At 69.0% G+C, this 23397-nt stretch carries 22 protein-coding genes; 19 read left to right on the top strand and 3 right to left on the bottom strand.

The genetic code is table 11. The features are described from left to right. Positions 1–59 precede the first annotated feature (59 nt). The 9 genes from HUA74_RS26845 to HUA74_RS26805 all read left to right on the top strand — a co-directional run bounded on the left by HUA74_RS26845 (position 60) and on the right by HUA74_RS26805 (position 11022). Entirely contained in the window at positions 60–536 is a 477-nt protein-coding gene (locus HUA74_RS26845) for a hypothetical protein (protein WP_254624210.1), read from the top strand. Between the two features lie 52 nt (positions 537–588). Then, positions 589–1101, top strand: a complete 513-nt coding sequence (locus HUA74_RS26840) for an FHA domain-containing protein (RefSeq protein WP_174456817.1) — start codon at positions 589–591, stop codon at positions 1099–1101. A 61-nt stretch (positions 1102–1162) separates the two neighbouring features. After that, complete coding sequence (locus HUA74_RS26835; RefSeq protein ID WP_141649049.1) at positions 1163–2449, top strand: Stp1/IreP family PP2C-type Ser/Thr phosphatase; 1287 nt, start codon at positions 1163–1165, stop codon at positions 2447–2449. A 131-nt stretch (positions 2450–2580) separates the two neighbouring features. Next, a complete protein-coding gene (locus tag HUA74_RS26830) occupies positions 2581–3003 on the top strand; it encodes a hypothetical protein (RefSeq protein WP_254614508.1) in 423 nt (140 codons plus the stop codon). A 154-nt stretch (positions 3004–3157) separates the two neighbouring features. Then, positions 3158–6136, top strand: a complete 2979-nt coding sequence (locus tag HUA74_RS26825; RefSeq protein ID WP_174456815.1) for a carboxypeptidase regulatory-like domain-containing protein — start codon at positions 3158–3160, stop codon at positions 6134–6136. 63 nt (positions 6137–6199) lie between these two features. Further along, entirely contained in the window at positions 6200–7432 is a 1233-nt protein-coding gene (coaBC, locus tag HUA74_RS26820) for a bifunctional phosphopantothenoylcysteine decarboxylase/phosphopantothenate--cysteine ligase CoaBC (RefSeq protein WP_141649046.1), read from the top strand. Between the two features lie 200 nt (positions 7433–7632). Next, positions 7633–8763 carry a uracil-DNA glycosylase family protein gene (locus tag HUA74_RS45895; protein WP_174456814.1) on the top strand — a complete coding sequence of 377 codons (1131 nt, stop codon included), beginning with the start codon at positions 7633–7635 and terminating at the stop codon, positions 8761–8763. Between the two features lie 24 nt (positions 8764–8787). Continuing rightward, positions 8788–9795 (top strand): esterase family protein, encoded by a 1008-nt coding sequence (locus HUA74_RS26810; RefSeq protein ID WP_174456813.1) that lies wholly within the window; start codon positions 8788–8790, stop codon positions 9793–9795. A gap of 195 nt (positions 9796–9990) precedes the next feature. After that, positions 9991–11022, top strand: a complete 1032-nt coding sequence (locus tag HUA74_RS26805; protein ID WP_141646625.1) for an L-erythro-3,5-diaminohexanoate dehydrogenase — start codon at positions 9991–9993, stop codon at positions 11020–11022. Positions 11023–11133: 111 nt separating this feature from the next. Here HUA74_RS26805 and HUA74_RS26800 read toward each other — a convergent pair whose 3' ends face one another. Continuing rightward, positions 11134–11748, bottom strand: a complete 615-nt coding sequence (locus tag HUA74_RS26800; RefSeq protein ID WP_174456812.1) for an ankyrin repeat domain-containing protein — start codon at positions 11746–11748, stop codon at positions 11134–11136. A 149-nt stretch (positions 11749–11897) separates the two neighbouring features. After that, positions 11898–13430, bottom strand: coding sequence for a catalase (locus HUA74_RS26795; RefSeq protein WP_174456811.1), 1533 nt, complete (start codon positions 13428–13430; stop codon positions 11898–11900). A 260-nt stretch (positions 13431–13690) separates the two neighbouring features. On the opposite strand from HUA74_RS26795, the gene HUA74_RS26790 reads away from it, so the two are divergent. From HUA74_RS26790 to HUA74_RS26745, 10 genes are all read left to right on the top strand, one after another. After that, positions 13691–15241 carry a lysine 5,6-aminomutase subunit alpha gene (locus HUA74_RS26790; RefSeq protein WP_141646622.1) on the top strand — a complete coding sequence of 517 codons (1551 nt, stop codon included), beginning with the start codon at positions 13691–13693 and terminating at the stop codon, positions 15239–15241. Next, positions 15238–15714, top strand: coding sequence for a hypothetical protein (locus HUA74_RS26785; RefSeq protein ID WP_141646621.1), 477 nt, complete (start codon positions 15238–15240; stop codon positions 15712–15714). Before HUA74_RS26790 ends, HUA74_RS26785 begins: the two co-directional genes overlap by 4 nt. A gap of 4 nt (positions 15715–15718) precedes the next feature. Next, positions 15719–16504 carry an OAM dimerization domain-containing protein gene (locus HUA74_RS26780; RefSeq protein ID WP_141646620.1) on the top strand — a complete coding sequence of 262 codons (786 nt, stop codon included), beginning with the start codon at positions 15719–15721 and terminating at the stop codon, positions 16502–16504. After that, a complete protein-coding gene (locus HUA74_RS26775; protein WP_371745792.1) occupies positions 16501–16899 on the top strand; it encodes a hotdog fold domain-containing protein in 399 nt (132 codons plus the stop codon). The genes HUA74_RS26780 and HUA74_RS26775 overlap by 4 nt, the downstream gene beginning before the upstream one ends. Continuing rightward, positions 16896–17723: a 3-keto-5-aminohexanoate cleavage protein gene (locus tag HUA74_RS26770; protein ID WP_174456810.1), complete on the top strand. Its 828-nt coding sequence runs from the start codon at positions 16896–16898 to the stop codon at positions 17721–17723. The genes HUA74_RS26775 and HUA74_RS26770 overlap by 4 nt, the downstream gene beginning before the upstream one ends. A gap of 150 nt (positions 17724–17873) precedes the next feature. Then, complete coding sequence (locus tag HUA74_RS26765) at positions 17874–18650, top strand: SDR family NAD(P)-dependent oxidoreductase (RefSeq protein ID WP_174456809.1); 777 nt, start codon at positions 17874–17876, stop codon at positions 18648–18650. Next, positions 18640–19434, top strand: a complete 795-nt coding sequence (locus HUA74_RS26760; RefSeq protein ID WP_174456808.1) for a class I SAM-dependent methyltransferase — start codon at positions 18640–18642, stop codon at positions 19432–19434. The genes HUA74_RS26765 and HUA74_RS26760 overlap by 11 nt, the downstream gene beginning before the upstream one ends. Positions 19435–19537: 103 nt before the next feature. Continuing rightward, entirely contained in the window at positions 19538–20071 is a 534-nt protein-coding gene (locus HUA74_RS26755; RefSeq protein ID WP_141646616.1) for a hypothetical protein, read from the top strand. A 145-nt stretch (positions 20072–20216) separates the two neighbouring features. After that, positions 20217–20603, top strand: coding sequence for a hypothetical protein (locus HUA74_RS26750; RefSeq protein WP_174456807.1), 387 nt, complete (start codon positions 20217–20219; stop codon positions 20601–20603). Positions 20604–20863: 260 nt separating this feature from the next. Beyond that, entirely contained in the window at positions 20864–21799 is a 936-nt protein-coding gene (locus HUA74_RS26745; RefSeq protein WP_174456806.1) for a hypothetical protein, read from the top strand. 3 nt (positions 21800–21802) lie between these two features. Here the strand turns inward: HUA74_RS26745 and HUA74_RS26740 are convergent, their stop codons facing one another. After that, on the bottom strand, positions 21803–23359 hold the full coding sequence (locus HUA74_RS26740) for a ChaN family lipoprotein (protein ID WP_174456805.1): 1557 nt from the start codon (positions 23357–23359) through the stop codon (positions 21803–21805). Between the last annotated feature and the right edge of the window lie 38 nt (positions 23360–23397).

The following is a 23397-nucleotide window of genomic DNA, read 5'->3' as shown; positions in this document are numbered from 1 at the left end:
CACGTCCGCGCCGCGTGCACACCTCGCCCACACCCGCCTGGTTGCCCCGAGGTGTCCTCGTGGGCGCCTCTCTCCGCGAGGAGCTCCTCACCACGCGCCTGAAGGTGCAGTGGGAGTGGGCCTTCTTCCAGGACCGCAAGGACGCCTTCGTCTTCCTGCTCGAGGGTGGGGTGGGGTGGGGCGCGTCGATGCCGACCCCGGAAGCAGGCAAGCCGGAGACGCTGCTGGGCTCGTACTACGAGCACACCGCGCAGGTGGGGGTCGGCTACCGCAACCACCTGCCCCACGGCCTTCACTGGGGCTTCCAGGTGACGGGCGGACCCGTCTTCTACGGCGCCCACTTCGACGGCGGCGCCCCCGCGGACAAGAACACCGTGGGCATCATCGAGGGCCGCCTCCAGGCGGGCTACCAGTTCGACACGTTCGCGCTGGGACTCGCCGTGGGCTACGGGGAACCCTTCGGCCTGAAGAGGCGCTACCTGGGCCGGAGCTTCGTGGGTGGCCCGCTGCTCGGGTTGTTCGTGGATTGGCGGTGAAGTCCGCGTAGACTGGGTTTCGCGGGAATCTCCCCCCTCCCGCGCCCCCTGTATGCCCGAGCTGCTGAGCGCCCATGTTTCGCGGTACCTGCGCAACCGGGGCGACCTCGAGCGGCACCTGCCGCCCGGGCTGCTCGTCTTTTCGCCTCCGGCGGTGGTGGAGAGCCTGGCGGACCAGGAGGAGTACCGGTTGAAGACGGTGACCAACGCGGGGCCGCCGACGCTGGGGGCCCACGAGCCGGTGGTGTTTCCGGTGGTGAAGTGCCGGACGAACGCGTTCGGCCGGGGCGTCACCGTGGGCCGCACGGGGAACAACGACGTGGTGCTGGATGACGGCAGTGTGTCGCGATTCCACGCCTGGGTGGCCCGTGATGAAGCCCAGGCGGGTTTCCTGCTGACCGACGCGGGCTCCAAGAATGGCTCGTGGCTGAGCGGGGTTCGGCTCACCCCTCGCAAGCCCGTCCTTTTGGAGGATGGCGTCCGGTTGCGCTTCGGACAGGTGGAGCTGGCGTTCTACACGGCAAGCGGCTTTGTCAGGATGCTCGCGGTTCGGATGGCTCCCTGAGCCTTGCCACGTCTCAAGCGGCCTGCATAACGTGCGGAGTCGCCTACAGTCACACACGGGAGTGTTCGCGGTGGCCTTGACCACAGAAGCCTTCGGACTGACCGACGTCGGCCGCAAGCGGCAGCACAACGAAGACGCGATGTTGGTGGACGTGCCGCTCGGCCTGTACGTGGTCGCCGACGGCATGGGCGGGCACGCGGCGGGAGAGGTGGCGAGCAATCGGGCCACCGAGGTGGTCAAGCAGCACATCACCGCGAACCGGCATCTGCTGAAGGACCTGGGCAACAACCCCACGGCGGACAGTCGTTCGGCGGCGGCGGCGTTGGTGGAAGTGGCCGTCCAGCGGGCGTGCGCGGACATCTACCGCACGGCGATGACGGACTCGACCAAGCGGGGCATGGGGACGACCTTCGTGTGCCTGGCGGTGGGCGGCAACAAGGCCGTCATCGGCCACGTGGGCGACAGCCGCGTCTATCTGGTGCGGCACGGGCAGTGTCACCGGCTCACCGAGGACCACACGCTCGTCGCCGCCCAGCTCAAGGCGGGCACCATCACCAAGGAGCAGGCGGCGACGTCGCAGTACCGCAACGTGATTACGCGTGCGGTGGGCATCCAGGAATCCGTCCAGGTGGACACGCTCATCGTGGACCTGGTGCCCGGCGACATGTTCGTCCTCTGCTCGGACGGCCTGCACGGCTATGTCGAGGATGAGGAGATGCTGCCGCTGGTGTCGGGGCTTCAGCCGGCGGACCTGCCCAAGCGGCTCATCGACATCGCGAACGAGCGCGGTGGCAAGGACAACATCACCGCGGTGGTGGTGAAGGTGGCGGGCGACAGCGCCGCCATGGCCAACGAGGAGACGAGCGAAGCGCAGTCGCGCATGGAGGCGCTGCGCAAGATTCCGCTCTTCCGTCACCTCACGTACAAGGAGCAGACGGCGGTGTTGTCCATCGCCACCACGCGCACCTATCCCGCGGGGCGGGAGATCGTGGTGGAGGGGCAGCCGGGCGAGGAGCTCTTCGTCGTCATCCGGGGCCGGGTGGCCATCGAGAAGAACGGCGTGGAGATCGCCGAGCTGCGTTCTGGCGGCCACTTCGGAGAGATGGGCCTCATCGACAACGCGCCGCGCTCGGCGACGGTGCGCGCGACGGAGCCCACGCGCACCATGGTCATCTCCCGTCCGGACCTGATGGGGCTGATGAAGCGCGAGTCCATCCTCGCGGTGAAGATGCTCTGGAGCTTCGTGCAGGTGCTGAGTGACCGGCTGCGCGCGACCAACTCGGAGTTGAGCGAGGCCCGACAGGAGCTCGCCGTGGCGCAGGCCATCCAGCCCTTCGCTGAAGAGTGAGGAGACCGACCATGAGCCAGCGCACCCGTCGTGGTTCCGTTGTCTCGTCCGGTCCTCGTCAGACCCGCCATGTAGCTTCCCGCCAAACCATGGTGGGAGGTCGGATGGCGAGGGCGGTGGGGCGGGATGTCATGGTGCGGTTGATCGGCGAGGTCGCGGAGCTCCGGGAGGAGATGCAGACCACGCGGACGCATACGCGAGTCATGGCCTCGAGCATGGGCTTCGTGCTGAAGAGCATGGGGGTGATGCGCGAGGACATGGGCGTGATGCAGGCCAACATGGGCGCGATGCAGGCGAACATCGAATCGCTTCGCGCGAACGTGGACTCCCTGAGCGCGAGCACGGACTCCCTGCGCGCGAACATGGACGTCATGATGACGCACATGGAGACGGTGGCGGGTGAGCTTCGTGGCCTGTCCGGTGGACTCCAGCGGATGGAGACACATGCGGGCCGCATGGCTCGGCTGCTCGGCTCGTTGGCGGATACGACGAACGCGCGCTTCGAGCGGGTGGAGAAGCGACTGGACGCGCTCGAGGACGACACGAAGCAGTGACCAACGCATGACGGTGTTTCCCCGGTGGCAACGCAGGCCACCGGGTGGGAACGCGTCATGGGGGGAGCGTCCGGGAGAGGACGGGGTCCGGAATTTCCGGAGGGAATCACCCGTTCCGGGCCCGGCCGCGGGCTAAGGTCCGAGTGACGTGCGCATGCGCAACTGGATTCTCATAGGGGTGATTTCCGCCCTGGTGGTGGCCGGGGCAGCCTGGCTCTGGTCCCATTCCGAGAGTGGGCCTCGGAGCCCTGCGTCCGCCGCGTCTCTGGATTCCACGCCGAAGTCGCTGCCCGAGTTCTCCGCGGTGGAGGTCTCCTCGGGGGGCCAGGAGGGCCTGGCGCTCACCGGCCGCGTGCTGGATGCGTCGGGCAAGCCCGTGTCGGGGGCGGAGGTGTTCCTCGCGGCCAGCGCCGAGCGGACGCTGGCGGACGTGCGCTGCGACGAATGCGACCAGGCGCTCCTGTCCTGCCCGGCCCGCGAGTCCGCGTTGCACACGCTCGCCTTCTTCGAGCAGCAGCGAGGCTTTCTCAGTCCACGCGCGACGGTGCGCACGGACGAGCAAGGGCGCTTCCGTTTCGAGCACCTCGTCGGTGTGTCCTTCTCCGTGTGGGCGCGCGCTTCGGGGTTGGGGGTGGCGCTGAGGGACAGGGCGGCCCCGGGAGACCCGGTGGAGCTGTACCTCCCGCCCTTGCGCTCCATTCGAGGCCAGGTGGTGGACGAAGCGGGGCAGCCGCTCAAGGGGGCTCGCGTACACGCCGTCTCCCGTCGCGTGCCGCTGCCCTTCGAGGCGGAGTCCGGCGCGGAAGGTGCCTTCTCGCTGGATGGCCTGGGCGAAGGGCCTTTCTACGTGTTGGCGATGGCGGAGGGCTACCTGCCCGCCGTGGAGGCTCACGTCGAGGCGGGGCCGCAGGCGGTGCGGTTGCAGCTGACTCCCGCGCGCACGCTCGAGGTTCGCGTCATGCGACAGGGCCAGCCCGCGGCCGCGACGGTGCGCCTTCGTGCCGACCATCTGTCGCGTGAGCTGCGCACCGAAGGCGAGGTGGTGCGTTTCACCGGCCTGTATCCGGACGAACTGGTGGTGACGGCGGAGGCCCCGGGCCTGGGCTCGGCCCCGCGCACGCTGACGCTCGACGCGCGTGTGACGCAGGTGACGCTGGAGTTGGAGGAGGCGGGCAAGCTGCTCGTCACGGTGGTCGACGAGGCCGGACAGCCCGTCCCCACTCCGGAGCTGATGCTGCGCACCTCGCGGGGCGAACTCGTCCGGCGTGAGCGCGCGGCCACGGGCGCATTGGTGGAGCTGGGGCCACTGGCCGTGGGCGAGTACCTGCTGGAGGGCAAGGCGGAAGGCTTCCGCGACGTCCAGCTCCCCGCTCGCGTGGGCAAGGGCGAGACGACCCTGGAGCTGGAGCTGGAGCGCGCCACGCTCATCACCGGACGGGTGATGGACGAGTATGGACGTCCCGCGCCCCGCGTGTCGGTGCTGGTGCAGCCCACGGGCGAGTCGGTGCTGGCGGATGGGGAAGGGCGCTTCGCGGCGCAGGTGCCCACGCCGGGCCTGTATGAACTGCACGCGCACCATTCGGAGTGGGGCGGTGGTCAGGTGAAGGTGACGGCGCCGGCTTCCGGTGTGGAGCTTCCGCTGGAGCCCCATGCCGCGCTGGAGGTGACGGTGTCATCCGGCGGTCGGCGCGTGGAAGGCGCGGACGTGGTGCTGTGGGTGGATCAGGAGGGCATCTTCCGGAGTGACCGTCCCTCCGGCCCCGATGGCGTCGTGCCCATGCGCGGGCTTCCGGAAGGGTCCTACTCGATGGTGGCCTCGCATCCGGACTACCAGCCCTCCGAGCGGCGGCAGGTGACGGTGGTGGAGGGTCAGACGCTCAAGCTGGAGGCGGAGCTGAAGCCCGGTGCGCCCCTGACGGGCGACGTGGTGGACACGCAAGGCACGCCCGTGGCGGGTGCCTCGCTGTCGGTGGTGCCGCGGGGCGCGGAGCCTGTCATCAGCGACGCGCGGGGCCACTTCGAGTTCCGCTCACTGCGCCCGGACCGGGGCTACCGCCTGGAGGTGAAGCACTCCGGTTATGACCAGACGGAGCGCGCGGAAGGCAAGGCGGGCGGGCCGCCGGTGAAGGTGGTGCTCAAGAAGCGCGATGTCTTCCGGGGGCGCGTCGTTGGCGATGACGGCGCTCCGGTGCGTCGCTTCCGGATGGACGAGCATCAGGTGGACAGCCCGGATGGCCGCTTCGAACTGGCGCTGCCCACCGCGGGCGACCGTGTCATCGTCGCGGTGGATGCCTCCGGTTACGAGCCGCTCATGGTGGACCGCCCGGTGTCACCCGAACTGGGCGACCTGGTGCTGGAGAAGCTGCCGAGCATCAGTGGCCTGGTGAGGGACGCGAGCGGAGGGCCGGTGGCGGACGCGGTGGTTTCCTGCGAGGTGTGCGACGAGTCGGTGCTCTCGGGACCGGACGGCCGCTTCACGCTGGCGAGCCCCCCTTATGTCGCGCGCTACACCGTCTCCGCGCGCAAGGGCCGGCTGAGCGGAACGCAGGCGGTGGAGCGCGGGAATCGCGCCGCGCTGGAGCTGACGCTGAAGCAGGCCACGCGCCTGAGTGGTCGCGTGTTCCGTCCGGGAGGACAGCCGGCGGCGGGCATCGAAGTCGAGGCGGTGAATGGCGACCGAGGCGAGCCGCTCACCATCGTCACCGGTCCTGACGGGGGCTACTCCGTGGACGTGGCGCCGGGCAGCTACCGGTTCATGCTGGGCTCGGGACTCGAGTACTCGGGGGAGCCCGCGCTGGTGGTCCAGGTGGGCGGCGCGGAGATGCACCTGGACCTGGGCCCCTCGCCCGGGAGCGCTTCGCTCACGGTGCAGCTCAAGCCCGAGCGGGGCAAGGCGCTCTGGGTGGTGGCCGGAGAAGTCCCGGTGTCGAGCAACCCGCCCGCACAGGAGTTGATGCGCTCGCGGTGGGCGCACCTCGTCTATCAGCCTCGCACCGAGCAGGTCATCGTGTCGGGCCTGCCTCCCGGCCGCTACACGGTGGTGTGGGGCGCGTTCCATGTGGAGACGCCCGGTGGCCCGGAGGTGCGCGTGGTGGATGTGCCCTCGCGGGGCGAATTGACGCTGGGGCGTTGACGCGTCGGTGGCTTGGGCACTGCTTCGGTTGCGAGCCGACGGGCGGGCGCATTAGGAAGCCGCATGGACGTATCGGCACTGAAGGGCCGTCGCATCGTGGTGGGCGTGGCCGGTGGCATCGCCGCGTACAAGGCTTGCGAGCTGGTGCGCGAGCTGGGTCGGGCGGGCGCCGAGGTGCGGGTGGCCATGACGGAGTCCGCTCGCCAGTTCGTCACCCCGCTCACCTTCCAGGCGCTCAGCGGGCATCCGGTGCTCACCGACTACTTCGACCCCTCGCAGGAGGGGAACTTCGGGCACCTGGACCTGGCGCGCTGGGCGGAGGCCTTCGTGGTGGCTCCCGCGACGGCGGACCTGCTGGCGCGAGTGCGCGCGGGCATGGCCAACGACGCGGTGACGACGTCGCTGCTGGCCTTCCGCGGGCCGGTGGTGCTGGCCCCGGCGATGAACGTGGCCATGTGGGACAACGCGATGACGCAGGAGAACGTGGCGGCGCTGCTGGCACATGCGCGCTTCTCCTTCGTCGGCCCTGGCGCGGGCCTGCTGGCCTGTGGCGACGTGGGTGAGGGGAGGCTGGCGGAGGTGCCGGCCATCGTCGCGGGAGTGGCCGCGCGCTTCGCCCCGGGGCCGCTCGCGGGCAAGCGGGTGTTGCTGACGGCGGGCCCCACGCGCGAGTTCCTGGACCCGGTGCGGTTCATCTCCAACCCCTCCACGGGGAAGATGGGACTGGCGCTGGCGCATGCGGCGCGTGCGCTGGGCGCCTCGGTGACGGTGGTTCTGGGGCCCGTGGGCGCGGTGGACCGCGCGGGGCTGGAAGTCGTCGACGTCGTGTCCGCCGAGGACATGGCGCGCGAGGTCCTGGGGAGGGTTGGAGAGGCGGACGTATTCATCGCCACGGCGGCGGTGAGTGACTGGCGCCCGGAGACTCGGGCCGCGCAGAAGGTGAAGAAGGGCGCCGCCTCCGGGCCGGAGACGTTGAAGCTGGTGCGCACGCCGGATGTGCTGGCGGAGGCCTCGCGGAAGGTGGCGGGGCAGGCGCGGCGTCCGGTGCTGGTGGGCTTCGCCGCGGAGACAGAGCGGGTGTTGGAGCACGCACGCGAGAAGCTGGAGCGCAAGGGCCTGGACGCGATTGTCGCCAACGACGTGACGGCGCCCGGCGCGGGCTTCGGCACCGACACCAACCGGGTGACGGTGTTGACGCGCGCCGGCTCGCCACGAGAGCTCCAGGGCACCAAGGACGCGGTGGCCCGGGGAATCCTCGAACTGCTGCTGGTGGAACAACGCCCGGCGAACGGCTGAGCGGCGGGGCCTGGAATCGACGGACAGGGCTGAATGCCGCTCCAGGACGTCCGAGCGACAGGTCTGTGACGCGATGTGTGGGCCCAGCGAGGACTTGACCCGGTGGGTGCCGGTGGGCCCGCCGTGGCGAGAGGCGTACGGTCGCGAAGGATGACCGCTTCCTTGCGCTCGGTCCCGTCGTCCGATACCGATCCACCACCGTGAACGACGACTCGCCCGATGCCTCGCAGGAACTGAGCGCCGTGCTCGAGGACGTGCGCCGTCACCTGCTCTGGCAGGAGGACGGTGCTGGCCGGTTGCTGATGATCGACGCGAAGGCGGCGGCCGAGCTTCAGCGCCTCGCCCCCTCCATGCGTTCGCGATTTGCTCGGCCCGGTGGTGCGGCCGAGCCCACGGCTGCCGCGCCCGAGCGCCGACCTGGCCCCGTGCAGGGCTCGCCCGGTGCGACGCCCCCCGTCGATTCCCCCATGGCCGAGCGCCGTCCCGGCCCCGCGCAGGTGCTGCCCGGTGCGACGCCTCCGAGCGCGCCCTCGATGGCCGAGCGTCGACCTGGCCCTCCCGCGAGTCCCCCGGATTCGAGCCGCGCGGCGCCCGTGTCGCGTCCGCTCGTCGATGCGCCCCCGCCTCCTCGTGCGGAGGCGCCCGTGGCGGCACGCGCGCCGATGTCTCGTCCCTCCGCTCCCGCGAGCGCCGGAATGCTGCTCGACGTTCCCCGGTCGTCTCCGGGCGGAACCACCGTGCTGCCGGGGAGTGTCGACGGTGAGCGGCCGACGTTGGACCAGGTGCGTCGCGAGCTGGGGGACTGCCAGCGCTGCAAGCTGTGCTCGGGCCGCAAGAACATCGTGTTCGGTACGGGCAATCCTCGCGCGGAGCTGGTGTTCGTCGGCGAGGGGCCGGGCGAGAACGAGGACCTGCAGGGCGTTCCCTTCGTGGGCGCCGCGGGAGATCTCCTGACGAAGATGATCGAGGCGATGGGCTTCCGTCGCGACGACATCTACATCTGCAACGTGGTGAAGTGCCGGCCTCCAGGCAACCGCAATCCGGAGCCGGACGAGATCGCCGCGTGTGAGCCGTTCCTCCGGGCGCAGCTCGCTGCCATCCAGCCCAAGGTCGTCGTGGCCCTGGGCAAGTTCGCGGCGCAGACGTTGCTGCGCGATTCGACGCCCATCACCCGAATGCGTGGTGCCTGGCGCGTTTATGAGGGCATTCAGCTCATGCCCACCTTCCACCCCGCGTACCTGCTCCGCAATCCAGCGGAGAAGCGCAAGGCGTGGGAGGACCTGCAAGCCGTGATGAAGATCTTCGGCAAGAACCCGGGCTCGCGCGCATAGCGGGGCCTCGGGGGGGAGACTCAGATGAGGGGATTGTTGGAAACGCGCGAGGTGCAGTCGCCCGCGTTGGAGTCCAATCCGTTGGGCGACCCGGCTCGGCGGCGGCTCACCGTGTACCTGCCGCCAGGGTATGGCGAGGGAGACCGACGCTATCCGGCCGTGTACTTCCTGCACGCGTTTGGCAGTGGCGGCGGCAGCTGGACGAATGCCTCGGGCTTCGCGCCCAGCGTGCCCGAGCGGCTGGACGCGCTCATCGAGTCTGGCGCGGTGCCGCCGGTGGTGGGCGTGTTCCCGGATGGCTGGACGTCCCTGGGCGGCAGCCAGTGGATCAACAGCGACGCCATCGGCCGTTACCGGGACTACCTGGCCAAGGACATCGTCGGCTTCGTGGACCGCACCTTCCGCACGTTGCCCAAGGCGGCGTCGCGAGCCGTGCTGGGACACAGCTCGGGCGGGTATGGCGCGCTGGTGATGGGGCGCTACCACCCCGAGATTTTCTCGCACCTGGGCGCGCACTCCGCGGACTCGTATTTCGAGTACTGCTACCTGCCGGACCTGCCGAAGGCGGCGGGCGTGCTCCTCAAGGCCGGAGGCATCGAGGCCTGGCAGGGCGAGTTCCGCCAGCGCGTGCGCGAGACGAAGATGCGCGGCGATGACTTTCCGGTGGTGAACACGCTGGCGATGGCGGCGGCGTACTCGCCGAAGAAGGGAGAGCCGCTCAACCTGGAGCTGCCCTTCGACGCGCAGACGGGCCGGTTGAAGATCGACGTGTGGAACCGGTGGCTGGTGCATGACCCGGTGCGCTTCGTGCCCAAGTTCCTGGACGCCTACCGGAAGATGAAGACCGTCTTCCTGGACTGCGGCACCCGAGACGAGTTCAACATGCGCTGGGGCACGCGGATGCTGGCGGACGACCTCAAGAACGCCGGCGTGGAGCTGGTGCACGAGGAGTTCGAGGACGGCCACTCCGGCGTGAGCTATCGCTTCGAGCGGTCGCTGTCGGTCCTCCTGCCGAAGCTCGCGCGGGAGTAGCGGACCGGGCGCGGCGTCGGTCCTGGACGGGCCTCATGGGACGTGGGGCCCCGGGACTGATTGCCGCGTGACGTCATCCCTCGGAAGCGTGACGTTGCGCTGGCCATTGCCCCAGGGGAGCGGGTAGAGGCAGAGCGCCCGCGCGCCACGGTGGCTCGGTGGCAGGTGCGGGAAGACCTTCAGGGAGATGGGAACATGAGCAACGACCTCTACGGGCTGTCTCGCGTCGTCGGTGAGAAGGGTGTGCTGCCGCAGCGTGCGCGGAAGCTGGACCCCTCGCTGCCGTGCCGCGACTCGGAGGTGCTCATCGACGTGGAGAGCCTCAACATCGACGCGGCCTCCTTCAAGCAGATCAAGGGCGAGGTGGGCGGCGACCCCGCGCGCATCGGCGAGCGCATCCAGGAGATCGTCCGGGAGCGGGGGAAGATGCAGAACCCCGTCACGGGCTCGGGCGGCATGTTGATTGGCCGCGTGAAGGAGATTGGCGCCAAGCACCCGGCGAAGGGGCAGCTCCAGATTGGAGACCGCATCGCGACGCTGGTGAGCCTGACGCTGACTCCGCTGGTGATTGAAGAGGTGAAGGCCGTCCAGGTGGACATCGACCGGCTGGACATTCGAGGGCACGCGGTGCTCTTTGCCAGCGGTATCTACGCGAAGCTCCCGTCGGACATCCCGGACACGCTGGCGCTGGCGGCGCTGGACGTGTGCGGCGCGCCCGCGCTGGTGGCGCGCTACGTGCGGCCGGGCATGACGGTGGCGGTGCTGGGCGCGGGCAAGAGCGGGGCGCTGTGTCTGGCGCAGGCGCGGCGCAACCTGGAGAGCCGGGGCAAGCTCATCGCGCTGGACGTGTCCCAGGCGGCGCTCGACATGCTGTCGTCCATCGGCCTGTGTGACGTGGCGCTGAAGGTGGATGCCACCCAGGGCGTGGACGTGATGGAGGCGGTGAGCCAGGCCACGGATGGGCAGCTCTGTGACCTGGTGGTGAACTGCGCCAGCGTGGGCAACACGGAGATGGCCACCATTCTCTCGGTGAAGGATGGCGGCACGGCCATCTTCTTCTCCATGGCCACCAGCTTCACGACGGCGGCGCTCGGCGCCGAGGGCGTGGGCAAGGACGTCACCATGCTGGTGGGCAACGGCTACGTGCCCGGTCATGCCTCGCTGACGTTGGCGCTGCTGCGCACGGAGCCGGCGCTGCTCCAGCTCTTCGCCACGCGCTACGTCTGAGCGAGCCAGCGGGGCGCAAGCCCGTCCAGAGCGGCTTGCTCCCCGCGCGTCAGGCCCCTGTCGCCGCATCCTCCGCGAGGCCATCGGTCGCGACGTGAGCGTCGTGTCGCACTACCTCGCGGCGGAGGACGCGCCATCGGTCTCGGGCGCCACGGGTGCCTGGGGCTCGGTCTGCGTCCGCGCCCAGTCGCCGACACTCCGGCCACTGGCATCGCGAGCCTCGGGAGAGGCGCCCTTCTCGCGGAGCTGGTCCACGACTTCCCGCCGCCCGAAGAGGGAGGCGAACATCAGCGCCGTCTGGCCCAGGCTGTTGGCCTGGTCCACGGCGCACGGCTGTTGGTTCAGCAGCGCGACGACGTCGCCGTAGCCCTTGAAGGCCGCGCCCATCAGCGCCGTGTTGCCGCGCTTGTCGCCCGCGCATGCATCCGCACCCGCCGAGAGCAGCGCGCGCACGGTGTCCAGATGGCCGTGGTACGCCGCGAGGATGAGCGGCGAGAAGCCCCGCGAGTCGCGAGCCTCCACGGGGGTTCCGGCCTTCAGCAACCCCGTGACAATCTCCGTGTCACCGACGCGCGCGGCGGCGAGCAGGTAGTTCTCCGCCTCGCTCGTGGCCAGCATCCGCCCCTGGGGCGCGGGCTCCGCGCGCAGGGACCACCAGGCGGCCGTCAGCACCGCGCACACCAGCACCAGGAGACCGAGGGCTCCGAGCAGCACCTTGCGAAACATGGTCGTCCTCCAGACGAAGTCGGATGAGAAGGCCGGGGCGGGGGAGGCCACCTCGCGGGGAGCGCGCCTTCCCTGGACACTCCCCGGCCGTCTCTCAAGGGGGCCCGGCGACACCCTGGCGCCGGGACCCGTGTGAATCACCGCGAGCTTCAGCGCGTGGCGAGCGGGGCCACGGCGGCGCGAGCGTCATCCACCTTCACGCCCACCGCGTTGGCCAGCTTGGTGCCGTACTCCGCGTTGGCGACGTAGAAGTGGCCGACCATGCGCGCCTTCACGCGGGCGTCACGCACCTGACCCAGGTCCGCGGCCAGGTTCTTCACCAGCCGGTCCTTCGTGGCCGCGTCGAGCGCCGTGTAGAAGGCGCCCGCCTGCGAGAAGTTGTCCGTCTTCTCGATGGGCTGCTGCTGCGTGGTGCCGGACAGCGCGGCGCGCGAGAAGAGGTCGGCGGGGGACTCCTGCGACTCACGGGCGATGCTCGGCTCGTAGTTCACGTCCGACTTCGTGTTGGCGATGTTCATGCTGCCCGCCTGGTTGTTGCTGTTCACCGCGGCGCGCGAGCGGTTGACGGCGAGGGACTGGTAGTTGGCACCCACGCGGTAGCGCTGCGTGTCCGCGTAGGAGAAGAGCCGGCCCTGGAGGAGGCGGTCCTCGGACGGCTCGATTCCGGAGGGCTGCACGCCGGGGGAGAACGCGGCCTGCTCGGTCTCCTCGAAGAAGTTGTCCGGCATCTTGTTGAGGACGAACTTGCCCAGCTTGACGGAAGGCACCTTGTCCTCCGGCCAGATCTTCGTCGGGTCCAGCGGGTTGAAGCTGAAGCTGTCCAGGTCCTTGGGGTCCAACACCTGCGCGGAGAGCTCCCACGCGGGGAACTTGCCCGCGCCAATGGACGCATACAGGTCCGTCGTCGCGTGCTGGTGGTCCTCGCCCGCGGTGCGCGCGGCCTCCTCGGAGGTCAGGCTCTTGACGCCCTGCTGCGAGGCCCAGTTGAACTTGACGTAGCGGTACTCACCCTTGGCGTTGACGAACTTGAACGCGTGGACGCCATGCCCGTTCATCTGGCGGTAGTTCGCCGGGATTCCGATGTCCGAGTACACCTGCGTCAGCATGTGCGTGGACTCGGGGATGTGGGAGAAGAAGTCGAAGAAGCGGTTCGGGTCCTGCTTGTTGTTGATGGGCGACGGCTTGAGCGAGTGCACCATGTCCGGGAACTTGATGGCGTCGCGGATGAAGAAGATGGGCAGGTTGTTGCCCACCAGGTCCCAGTTGCCCTCGTCCGTGTAGAACTTGAGCGCGAAGCCGCGTGGGTCTCGCAGCGTCTCCGGCGAGCCGGACGGATGAATGACGGTGGAGAAGCGCACGAACAGGGGCGTCTTCTTCCCCTTGCTGGAGAAGACGGACGCGCGCGTCAGGTTGGAGAAGTTGCCGTAGCTCTCGAAGACGCCATAGGCACCCGTGCCACGCGCGTGGACGACGCGCTCCGGGATGCGCTCACGGTCGAACCGGGCCAGCTTCTCGATGAGGTGGAAGTCCTCCAGCAAGATGCCGCCGCGCGGGCCGGCCGTCTTGGAGCTTTGATTGGTGCCCACGGCGGCACCGGTGTCCGTGGTGAGGGGCGGCGGATTGGCTGCGAAGGCAGGACCACTGAGCAACACGGCCGACAGCAACAGGGAGCGGGTTTTCATTCGAAGTCTCCTCTCGGGGGATGAGGCGGACCGCTCCAGAGCACGCGCCGTGCCGATTCCTGGATTCCAATAAATCCAAAGGCTTGTCACGAAGCCAACAACGCCACTCACCGGCATGTCGGTGGAAACACCGCCTGCTCGGTGCAGGGGATCATCGCTTTTTCGGTGCGTTGGCTCCAGAACCGATAATGCGGTGCGGCAGCGCGTTCGGGGTCTGCTTCGGCGCTTCCTGTAGGCGTTTGGGCGGGTAAGGTGCGCGGATGCCTGGCCCGTTCATTGACGACGCGCAGATTGCGCACGCGCGCACTCTGGCGGAAGAGATCGTCAACCCGATCTTCGACCTCATCCGCCGTAACACCACTGTATCCATCGAGCGCACCGTGTTGCGCTTCTTCGGTATTTCCGGGGCCGGCGCGCGGGGGGTTCCGCTCGCCAACCTGATGGTCGACAAGCTCAAGGCCGCCGGGGTGCTCAACCGGGGCGCAGCCTATTGGTATGGCCGGGCGCTCCAGTTGGGCGCCAAGAGCCCGCTGGAGGCCGTGGAGCGGCTGACGGCGCTGCCGACGGACAAGTTGGGTCCCCTGTCTCCGGAAGTCGAACAGAACCTCCGCGCCGAGGTGCGCGCGGAAGCCCGCTCCGCCCTGGAGGACATGAAGTCCCGCCTCGCCGCGCGCGACGCGCTCCGCCAGCAGTTCCCCATGTCGCCGGCGCCGCACAAGTATGTCATCGTCGCCACGGGCAACATCTACGACGACGTGGACCAGGCTCGGGCCGCGGCCCAGGCGGGTGCGGACGTCATCGCCGTCATCCGCTCCACCGCGCAGTCCCTGCTGGACTACGTGCCTCACGGCGCGACGACGGAGGGCTACGGCGGCACGTACGCCACCCAGGAGAACTTCCGCATCATGCGCGAGGCCCTGGATGAGGAGAGCCGCAAGCTCAAGCGCTACATCCAGCTCACCAACTACTCGTCCGGCCTGTGCATGTCGGAGATCGCCTTCTGCGCGGCCTACGAGAAGCTGGACATGCTGCTCAACGACGCGATGTACGGAATCCTCTTCCGCGACATCAACATGCGTCGCACCTTCATCGACCAGTACTTCAGCCGCCGCATCTGCGCGCTCGCCGGCATCATCATCAACACCGGCGAGGACAACTACATCACCACGGCGGACGCGTACGACGCGGCCCACACCGTCATCGCCAGCCAGTTCATCAACGAGTGCTTCGCCAAGCGCGCGGGCCTCAAGGACTGGCAGCTGGGCATCGGCCACTCGTACGAGATCGACCCGTACCGGGACGACACGCTCCTGTTGGAGCTGTCGCAGGCGATGCTGGTGCGCCGCTGCTTCCCGGACGCGCCGCTGAAGTACATGCCGCCCACCAAGCACAAGGAGACGGACATCTTCTTCAGCCACGCGTACGACGTGATGGCGGACCTGGTGGCCATCTGGACGAAGCAGGGCATCCAGCTGCTCGGCATGATGACGGAGGCCATGCACACGCCGCTGCTCGCGGACCGGTTCGTGGCGCTCAAGTCCGCCAACTACATCCACCGCGCCGCGCGGGGCATCGACGAGGAGTTCACCGTTCGCGAGGACGGGAAGATCGCCAACCGGGCCCGCGAGGTGTTCGGCCAGGCGATGAAGCTGCTCCAGGAGTGCCGCGACGAGGGCATGGTGGCGGCCATTGGCAAGGGTCACTTCGGCGACGTGAAGCGCGAGGAGACCGGCGGCAAGGGGTTGGATGGCGTGATGGAGAAGGCTCCCGATTACTTCAACCCGTTCCTGGAAATCCTGGAGGCAACATGATGCTCGGTACCATCCTGACCGTGGTGATGGCCGCGGGCGGCTCGGCGGACTCGCTGGCGCAGTTCCAGGTGAAGAACGTGGGCGTGCAGGTTCCCGCCGCGTGGAACCGCTCCGTCGAGGACGGGACGACCAAGTTCACCGCGCCCAGCGGCGACGCGTACTTCCTGGTGGACGTGGGCTCGGTGCAGACCGCGGGCATGAAAGCCCAGGTCTGCGTGGACAAGATTGTCGCCGGCATCGGCGGGGCCAACTGGGAGCGCCTCAAGGTGGGCGGGCAGCCGGCGGCCAAGCGGCTGGACTCGGACAATTCGACGAACGGCGGGGTGGTGGACACGGTGACGTACGTCGGGTGCGATGGGCGCACGACGTGGTCCGTCGTCTTCCACCTGGAGCAGCGCAAGAAGGAGCGCTTCGCCGCGCTGGCCGACAAGGTGGGCACCAGCGTGAAGATTCAGCGGGCCGGGGGGAAATGATCCGATGGTGAAGCCCAGCAAGCAGATCATCCGTCCCTACGGAGACCGTCGGGACGACGGCGTGGTGCAGCTGTCGTTCACCCTGCCGGTGCCCCTGTCGGAGAAGGCCAAGGAGGCCGCCGCCGTCTTCACGAAGAAGATGGGGTTCTCCGACGTCAAGGTCGCCGCCGCCGAGCGCGCCGCCGACAACTACACGTTCTTCATCGTGTACGCCCGCTCGGGCATGTACCTGGACTACGCCGAAATCGACGTGCCGGAAGTCGTCGTGAAGAAGATGTCCTTCGACGACCTCAACGCCTTCATCAAGGAGAAGGTCGGCCGTCGCATCGTCGTGTTCGGCGCGTGCACGGGAACGGACACTCACACGGTGGGAATCGACGCCATCCTGAACATGAAGGGCTACGCGGGCGACTACGGCCTGGAGCGCTACCCCGGGTTCGAGGCGTTCAACCTGGGCAGCCAGGTGCCCAACGAGGACCTCATCAAGAAGGCGGTGGCGAAGAAGGCCGACGCCATCCTGGTGAGCCAGGTCGTCACGCAGCGCGACGTGCACAAGGACAACTCGCGGCAGTTCATCGACGCGGCGAAGGCGGCGGGCATCCACGGCAAGGTGCAGTTGCTCCTGGGCGGCCCGCGCGTGGACCACAAGCTGGCGCTGGAGCTGGGCTTCGACGCCGGCTTCGGGCCGGGCACCAAGCCGTCCGACGTGGCCAACTACATCGTCCATGCGCTCCTGAAGAAGGAAGGCAAGGAGCCCAAGGACGCGCACTACCAGGGAGAGCCGACGTGAGCACTGGGACGAAGGCCATCATCCGCCTACGCATGAGCAGCCACGACGCGCACTACGGCGGCAACCTGGTGGACGGCGCGCGCATGCTGGGCCTGTTCGGCGACGTGGCCACGGAGCTGTGCATCCGGGCGGACGGCGACGAGGGCCTGTTCCGCGCATACGACTCGGTGGAGTTCCTGGCGCCGGTGTACGCGGGAGACTTCATCGAGGCGGAGGGCGAAATCATCAGTGCGGGCAACACGTCGCGGAAGATGCGCTTCGAGGCCCGCAAGGTCATCCGGCCTCGCACGGATGTGAATGATTCGGCGGCGGACCTGTTGCCGGAGCCTGTCGTGGTGTGCCGTGCTTCGGGCACCTGCGTGGTTCCCAAGGACAAGCAGCGAGGCCAGCGATGAGCACTCCCATGGTCATCACCGCGGCGATGGTGGGCGCGGAGACGACGCGCGAGCAGACGCCGCACCTGCCCATCACCGCCGAGGAGATCGCCGAGGACGCCTTGCGCTGTCGCGAGGCCGGCGCGGCGATGGTGCACCTGCACGTGCGCACCGCGGACGGCAAACCGTCCCAGGACGCGGAGCTGTTCCGGGCCGCCATCCGGGCCATCCGCAAGCGCACCGACGTGCTCATCCAGACGTCCACCGGAGGCGCGGTGGGCATGACGGTGGACCAGCGCTGTGGCCCGCTGACGCTCACGGGAGAGGACAGGCCGGACATGGCCACGCTCACCACGGGCACGGTGAACTTCGGCGAAGAGGTGTTCTGGAACCCGCGCCCGCTGGTGCGGGACATCGCCAAGAGAATCAAGGCGCTGGGCCTCCGGCCGGAGCTGGAGTGCTTCGACGTGGGCATGCTCGACGAGGCCCGCTATCTGGCGAAGGAGGGCCTGGTGGACCTGCCGGCGCACTTCGACTTCGTGCTCGGCGTGCCGGGCACGCTGCAGGCGCGGCCGGAGGTGCTGGACTTCATGATTGCCTCGCTGCCGGAGGGGAGCACCTGGACGGTGGCCGCGGTGGGCCGTCACCAGCTTCCCTTCGTGGACGAGGCGGCGAAGCGAGGCGGCAACGCGCGGGTGGGCCTGGAGGACAACATCTACGTGTCCAAGGGCGTGCTCGCGAAGGGCAACTGGGAGCTGGTGGCCGAGGCCGCCAAACGCGCCCGGGCCCATGGCCGCGAGCCCGCGACGCCAGAGCAGGCGCGCAAGCTTCTGCGCCTGAGCTGATGAACTCCCGCCGACGCGCCTTCCTCGCGTCGGCGGTTTTCTTTTCCATGTCAGCAACCGCGGGCCTTTTGCGTCGGCAGCAGCCGGACGCCACCCGTCTGTCCGGATTCCGGCGCGACAGGGCCCCATGTCTTCCGAGGAGCCATCTGAATGGACACGGAGCTGAGGGGCAAAGGCGTCCTGGTGACGGGCGGCGCGGGCGGTATTGGCATCGCGCTGGTCCGAGCGTTCTCCGACGAAGGCGCGAAGGTGGCGGTGCACTACCGCTCTCGCGAGGCGCAGGCGCGAAAGCTCGCCAGTGAGGTGGGCGGCGCGGCGGTGGGCGCGGACCTGACGGTGGAGGCGGAGGTGGATGCCCTCGTGCCCGCGTCGGTGGCCGCGCTGGGCCGGCTGGACGTGCTGGTGTGCAACGCGGGTGTGTGGCCCGCCCCGGATGAGCCCGTCTGGGAGATGTCGTTGGCGCGCTGGCGCCGCACGCTGGCGGAGAACCTGGACAGCGTCTTCCTGTGCTGCCGCGCGTTCCTCCGGCACGTGTCCACCACGGGCGTGGGCAACATCGTCATCGTCAGCTCCACGGCGGGTCTGTTCGGCGAGGCCGGGCACGCCGACTACGCGGCGGCGAAGGGCGCGCTCGCGAGCGGCTTCGTGCGCAGCCTGAAGAACGAGCTGGGTCGCATCGCCCCGCTGGGGCGCGTCAACGTGGTCTGCCCCGGCTGGACGGAGGTGGACCGCAACCGCGCCAAGCTGGAGGCCGAGGGTTTCGTGAAGCGGGTGACGCGCACCATGCCGTTGCGCAAGGTGGGCCAGCCCGAGGATGTTGCGCGCGTTGTGGTGACGCTCGCATCGGATCGCATCTCCGGCCATGTGACGGGTGAGGTCATCACCGTGGCGGGAGGCATGGAAGGAAGGGTGCTGCATGACGACTGAGTCCGTGGACGTGCGGAAGTACAATCGCGAGGCGTGGGACCGGCAGGTGGCCGCGGGAGACCGGTGGACGGTACCGGTGACGCCAGAGGTCATCGCCGCGGCGAAGCGAGGGGAGTGGAGCATCGTCCTCACCCCGACAAAGCCCGTGCCGCGCGAGTGGTTCGGTGATGTCACCGGCAAGCGGGTGCTGTGTCTGGCGGGCGCGGGCGGACAACAAGCGCCAGTGCTCGCGGCGGCGGGCGCGCGGGTGACGGTGTTGGACAACTCGCCCGCGCAGCTCGGTCAGGACCGCAAGGTGGCGGAGCGGGAGGGCCTGGAGCTGCGGCTGGTGGAGGGGGACATGAAGGACCTGTCCGCATTCGAGGACGGAAGCTTCGACCTCATCTTCCACCCGTGCTCCAACGCCTTCGTGGACGACGTGCGGCCCGTCTGGCGCGAGGCCTTCCGTGTGCTGCGTCCGGGCGGCGCGCTCCTGTCGGGCTTCAGCAACCCGGTCATCTTCCTGTTCGACCCGGACCTCCAGGAGCAGGGGGTGATGCAACTCAAGTACAAGATGCCGTACTCGGACTTCACCAGCCTCACGGATGCCGAGCGCAGCAGGTACACCGACAAGGGTGAGCCCCTCTGCGTGGGGCACTCGCTCCAGGACCAGATGGGCGGACAGCTCGACGCGGGCTTCCTCCTCGCTGGCTTCTTCGAGGACCGGCACGTCGCGGGCGACAAACTCTCCGAATACTTCGAGGGTTTCATCGCCACCCGCGCGGTGAAACCCGGCGCGCCCTGAGCACCCGAGCCTTCGCGACACAAAAGTGGGTTGCGCTGAGGGTCTGAAAAGACTCCCATGCGGGTTGTCCTGGAATCCCCAGGACTTCCCGCAAGGAGCGCAAATGCGTACACCCTGGCGTATCTCCTCGTTCTGTTTCGTGAGCCTCGCGCTGCTGGGCGCGGGTTGTGAGCCGGCGCCGTCGCCGGTGTCGTCCGAGTCAGGCGCGGTGTTGGAGCAGAAGAAGGACCGCGCGGTGGGTGACGTGAAGTTGTTCTGCGAAATCCCGCAGGACGGCAGCTACTTCGAGCTGAAGCAGACGGCGACGGGCTACGAGGGCGTGGTGGCGACGCAGGTCTATGACCCGTGGGACTGCCGCTGCATCTACCTGAAGCGCGAGGTGGTGGGGCAGTACACGTCCTGCCAGTTCGCCCCGTCGGACCCGCGCATCGTGAGCTGCTGGCGCCGCGAGCCCAATGGGACGATTGGGAAGATGGGCATGTTCTCCACGAAGGTGACGCGGCAGTCGCTCGTCATCGGTGGACCCACCCAGGAGGTGTCGGACCAGCTCCTGGATATCGGCGTCGTCAACCAGGACCCGGGCCAGACGTCGCGGCGCGACTTCTCCTACGCGCTCGACGACTGCACGGCGGGCTAGCGAGCACGAAGGGGGAGGGGAGGTGCTCCAGCCCGGTGCCGGAGCGTGGATTTAACCTTCTCCTCCGCGCGGGGTTCTTCCAGGCAACGAGGACGCGAGCGGGAGTGCCGCTCGCGTCCAGTTCAACCGACTGGAGAGCCTCACCATGCGTCAGAGTTTCCTGCTGCGTTCCCTTGTCACGGCTTCGCTCCTGTTCTCCGTTCCGGTGCTCGCGGAGGACACTGCGCCCGCGCCGCAATGCAAGGAGGGCCACCACGGGCGGCATGGCCACAAGGGCATGAAGGGAGAGCGGAAGCTCGCCCGGATGGAGCACCGCTTGGACCGCGCGGTGTCCGAAGGTCGCCTCACCCAGTCGCAGGCGGACCAGTTCAAGACGGAGGCCCGCCAGTTGCGAGAGGAGCTGAAGGCCCAGCGTGACGCGGCCGGCGGTCAGCTCTCCGAGGACCAGCGCCTCCAGGCGCGTGAGCGCGTCCGTGCCTTGCGCGAGAAGGTGAAGTCCGCCGTGCAGGCCACCGCGCCCACGAAGACCTGAGTCAGAAAGGCAGCGGGTTCCCATGGAGCGTGAGGCCTTCCCAAGACAGGCCAGACGCTGACCCCGGCGGGCCGTGCCGCACCCGCCTCCCGCCGTCATCACGGAACCCGCGGTTCCAAGATGGAGATCGTGGTGGAGGCCGCCTGAAGATTCTCGACGAGCGCAGAGGGGCCCTGGAAGCAAGCGGCCTCGCCGACGACGCGCACGCGCGGCGTGACGGACCTTGGGGAATCGCGCAGACTCGTGGCACGAGGTCTCGCATGCGACTGGTGGTGTCCCTGGTGGTGTTCGTGTCGCTCGTCGGATGCGGTGCGCACTCGTCGCGCGCGTTCCTCGGCGACGCCGCGGCTCCTGCTCCCTCTCGAACTCCCGTGGACGACGCGGAGTTGCTCCGGGTCCAGGCCCGCGCCCGCTACATCGTCGAGGCGGAGCGTGCCGCCATTCGCGCCACGGACGTGCTGATGGAGAGCAAGGACGTGGACCTGAGTCCCGCCCGGATGCAGATGCACGTCACCCTGCCTCACGAGGGCGCGTGGTACGGCCTCTTCGGCCGGGTGGACGACGCGGGGACCTTCATCCCGGCCTACGCGTTGAAGGCGCCGCACGAGGAGCCCGAATGGATGGAACTCATCCCCGTGGACACGCTTCCCGTCGACTTCAGTCCCGTGGCTCGGGCCGTGAAGACGGCGAAGCAGATCACCGTGGAGACCTTCGGGCGAACCAGCGTCAACCCGGTGGTCGTCCGGGAGGCGTCGGGCGACATCACCGTGTACACGCTGCAGGGCACGCGAGATCCGAAGCGCTTCTTCTACGGGGGTGACTTCCGGTTCCGCTTCGCTCCGGATGGCAGGACGCTGCGCGAGCAGGTGAAGCTGCACCCGAGCGTCATCGCGGTCGACGTCGCGCCCATCACCGAGGATGCCTCGCGGATGGATGCCCACCTGCACCAGCACTTCAAGGGGCCGCTGGAGACGGAGCTGGCCCTGCTGATGCTCTATCCGGAGCTGACCTCGCTGGCGGTGGGCCACGTGGACACGGCGGTGACCTACGTCCTGTTCCCGGATGGCAGCATCAGCGTCGTCACCGAGGACAATCCCGCGACGAGGCGAGACCTGCTGTCGGATGGCACCTTCGCGCCCGCGCCCGATGCGGCGAAGCCTCCGGAGCCGGAGGCCTCCCACGAGCAGGCGCCGTGAGCCTCAGTCGCGCAGCCGCTCGGCCCACGTGAAGTACACGGTCCGCGCCTCCACGAAGGGGTCCCTGAACAAGGCGCGGACTTCCGCCTTCGCCAGGCGCCCCTCGTCGAACGCGCGGTAGAGCCTGTCTCCGAGCAGGTAGCCCAGTGCGTGGCTGACGCCATGGAACAGGCGGTCCTTGCGCAGGGGCAGCAGCTTCACCGCCTCCTCGGGCGCCTCCAGCTCCGCGGCCTTGTGCGCCAGCACGAAGGCGGAGACCTGCCGCTCGACGCCTCGGCTCTCGCCGAAACGCTTCGCCCACTCGGCCAGCCCCAGACACGTGCGTCGCGGGTTCACCAGTCGGGAGCCGAAGAACCCCAGCGCCTCTTCCATGCACCGCGCGTAGAACGCGTCGGACGCCGTGCGAGGCGCCTCCATCGCGCTGCCCACCGCGCAGTGCCGCACGAAGTGCGCGGCTTCTTCCGCCGCGTGGTTCAAGGACAGCGAGGCAAGATAGGCCGTCCGCGCTCGGGGGATATAGCTGCTCTCCCGAGACAGGATGTGGCGGCGCAACTGGGACAGCTCCGCCTGCGTGAAGCGCCCGCGCCGCTGGATGCGCGCCAGCACGTCTCCGTCCGCCACCGTGGCGACTTCCACCGACTCCAGCGCGCGCACCACCGGCACACCCGCGAGCCGGCCGATGAGCGCCGCCATCTCCCGGAAGCGCTCCGAGGCGCCCCGGTCCATCAACGGTGAGTCTCCGGCCTCTGCTTCCAGGTAATCCAGGAAGCTTTGCTGGCAGACGACAGGGGAGGCGTTGAGCAGGCACACGGTGTCGTCCGCCAGCTCCACCGCCTCGGCCACGCCCATGCGCCCGTCGCGGGCCAGCCGCCACCAGACGCCTTCCGCGTTCTGGTAGACGACGAGGCCTCGTCGCGTGTCGTCACCGAGCGCGCGCTCCACCTGCGTGGGCAGGTGACACGGCGCCACGTGGTACTGGCCCACCAGGACGAGGACGAGCGGACGGTCCTCGGCTCGGGCGACCCGCGCGATGCGCTCCGCGGCGTAGGCATCCCTCAGCGCGAGCGAGCGTTCACCCTGGGCGCGCCGGTCGATGCCCACGACTTCCAGGCGGTGGCGCCGGGCGAAGGCGAGCAGCGTGCGCAGCGTGGTGCCCGGGCCGAAGCCCGCACCCTCCGTTTCACCGCCCAGCCGCGCCAGGAGGGAGCGCTCCGAGAGACGTCCCGTGCGCCAGGCATCGAGCGAGGCCTGGTGTCGGCCCTCGATGCACTCGAGGGCCAGGACGACGCGGCGACCCGAGGTGAGCGCGCGTTCGACGAGCTCCAGGTAGGTCTGCTGCGCCAACGGCAGCGTGTGGTAGTCGCCCACGTACACCACGTCCGAGGCGCGCACGCGCTGGTGCACCTCGGTCAGCGGCAGGACGCGCCGATAGCTGGCGGTACGCCGCCGGTAGCGGGCCTCGTAGGAGCGGAAGGCATCTGTCTGCCCGTCCACCACGCGGGCGATTTGTGCCCGCTGACGACGGAAGAGGGCAAGGTGCAGGGCGAGCGAGTCGCGCATGGAGTGCGGCGATCCCTCGCACGGCCCTGAAGGCCCGG

This window comes from Myxococcus sp. CA051A, assembly GCF_013336705.1.
GTDB lineage: Bacteria > Myxococcota > Myxococcia > Myxococcales > Myxococcaceae > Myxococcus > Myxococcus llanfairpwllgwyngyllgogerychwyrndrobwllllantysiliogogogochensis.
Note: the sequence above shows the minus strand (reverse complement) of the source record. Positions and strands in the feature narration are given on the sequence as shown.

Bases quoted from the DNA above. Each gene is read 5' to 3' on its own strand.
- HUA74_RS26840 (WP_174456817.1), top strand. From the start codon at position 589: ATGCCCGAGCTGCTGAGCGCCCATGTTTCGCGGTACCTGCGCAACCGG.
- HUA74_RS26830 (WP_254614508.1), top strand. From the start codon at position 2,581: ATGGTGCGGTTGATCGGCGAGGTCGCGGAGCTCCGGGAGGAGATGCAG.
- HUA74_RS26825 (WP_174456815.1), top strand. From the start codon at position 3,158: ATGCGCAACTGGATTCTCATAGGGGTGATTTCCGCCCTGGTGGTGGCC.
- coaBC (WP_141649046.1), top strand. From the start codon at position 6,200: ATGGACGTATCGGCACTGAAGGGCCGTCGCATCGTGGTGGGCGTGGCC.
- HUA74_RS26810 (WP_174456813.1), top strand. From the start codon at position 8,788: ATGAGGGGATTGTTGGAAACGCGCGAGGTGCAGTCGCCCGCGTTGGAG.
- HUA74_RS26805 (WP_141646625.1), top strand. From the start codon at position 9,991: ATGAGCAACGACCTCTACGGGCTGTCTCGCGTCGTCGGTGAGAAGGGT.
- HUA74_RS26800 (WP_174456812.1), bottom strand. From the start codon at position 11,748: ATGTTTCGCAAGGTGCTGCTCGGAGCCCTCGGTCTCCTGGTGCTGGTG.
- HUA74_RS26795 (WP_174456811.1), bottom strand. From the start codon at position 13,430: ATGAAAACCCGCTCCCTGTTGCTGTCGGCCGTGTTGCTCAGTGGTCCT.
- HUA74_RS26790 (WP_141646622.1), top strand. From the start codon at position 13,691: ATGCCTGGCCCGTTCATTGACGACGCGCAGATTGCGCACGCGCGCACT.
- HUA74_RS26785 (WP_141646621.1), top strand. From the start codon at position 15,238: ATGATGCTCGGTACCATCCTGACCGTGGTGATGGCCGCGGGCGGCTCG.
- HUA74_RS26780 (WP_141646620.1), top strand. From the start codon at position 15,719: ATGGTGAAGCCCAGCAAGCAGATCATCCGTCCCTACGGAGACCGTCGG.
- HUA74_RS26770 (WP_174456810.1), top strand. From the start codon at position 16,896: ATGAGCACTCCCATGGTCATCACCGCGGCGATGGTGGGCGCGGAGACG.
- HUA74_RS26765 (WP_174456809.1), top strand. From the start codon at position 17,874: ATGGACACGGAGCTGAGGGGCAAAGGCGTCCTGGTGACGGGCGGCGCG.
- HUA74_RS26760 (WP_174456808.1), top strand. From the start codon at position 18,640: ATGACGACTGAGTCCGTGGACGTGCGGAAGTACAATCGCGAGGCGTGG.
- HUA74_RS26755 (WP_141646616.1), top strand. From the start codon at position 19,538: ATGCGTACACCCTGGCGTATCTCCTCGTTCTGTTTCGTGAGCCTCGCG.
- HUA74_RS26750 (WP_174456807.1), top strand. From the start codon at position 20,217: ATGCGTCAGAGTTTCCTGCTGCGTTCCCTTGTCACGGCTTCGCTCCTG.
- HUA74_RS26745 (WP_174456806.1), top strand. From the start codon at position 20,864: ATGCGACTGGTGGTGTCCCTGGTGGTGTTCGTGTCGCTCGTCGGATGC.
- HUA74_RS26740 (WP_174456805.1), bottom strand. From the start codon at position 23,359: ATGCGCGACTCGCTCGCCCTGCACCTTGCCCTCTTCCGTCGTCAGCGG.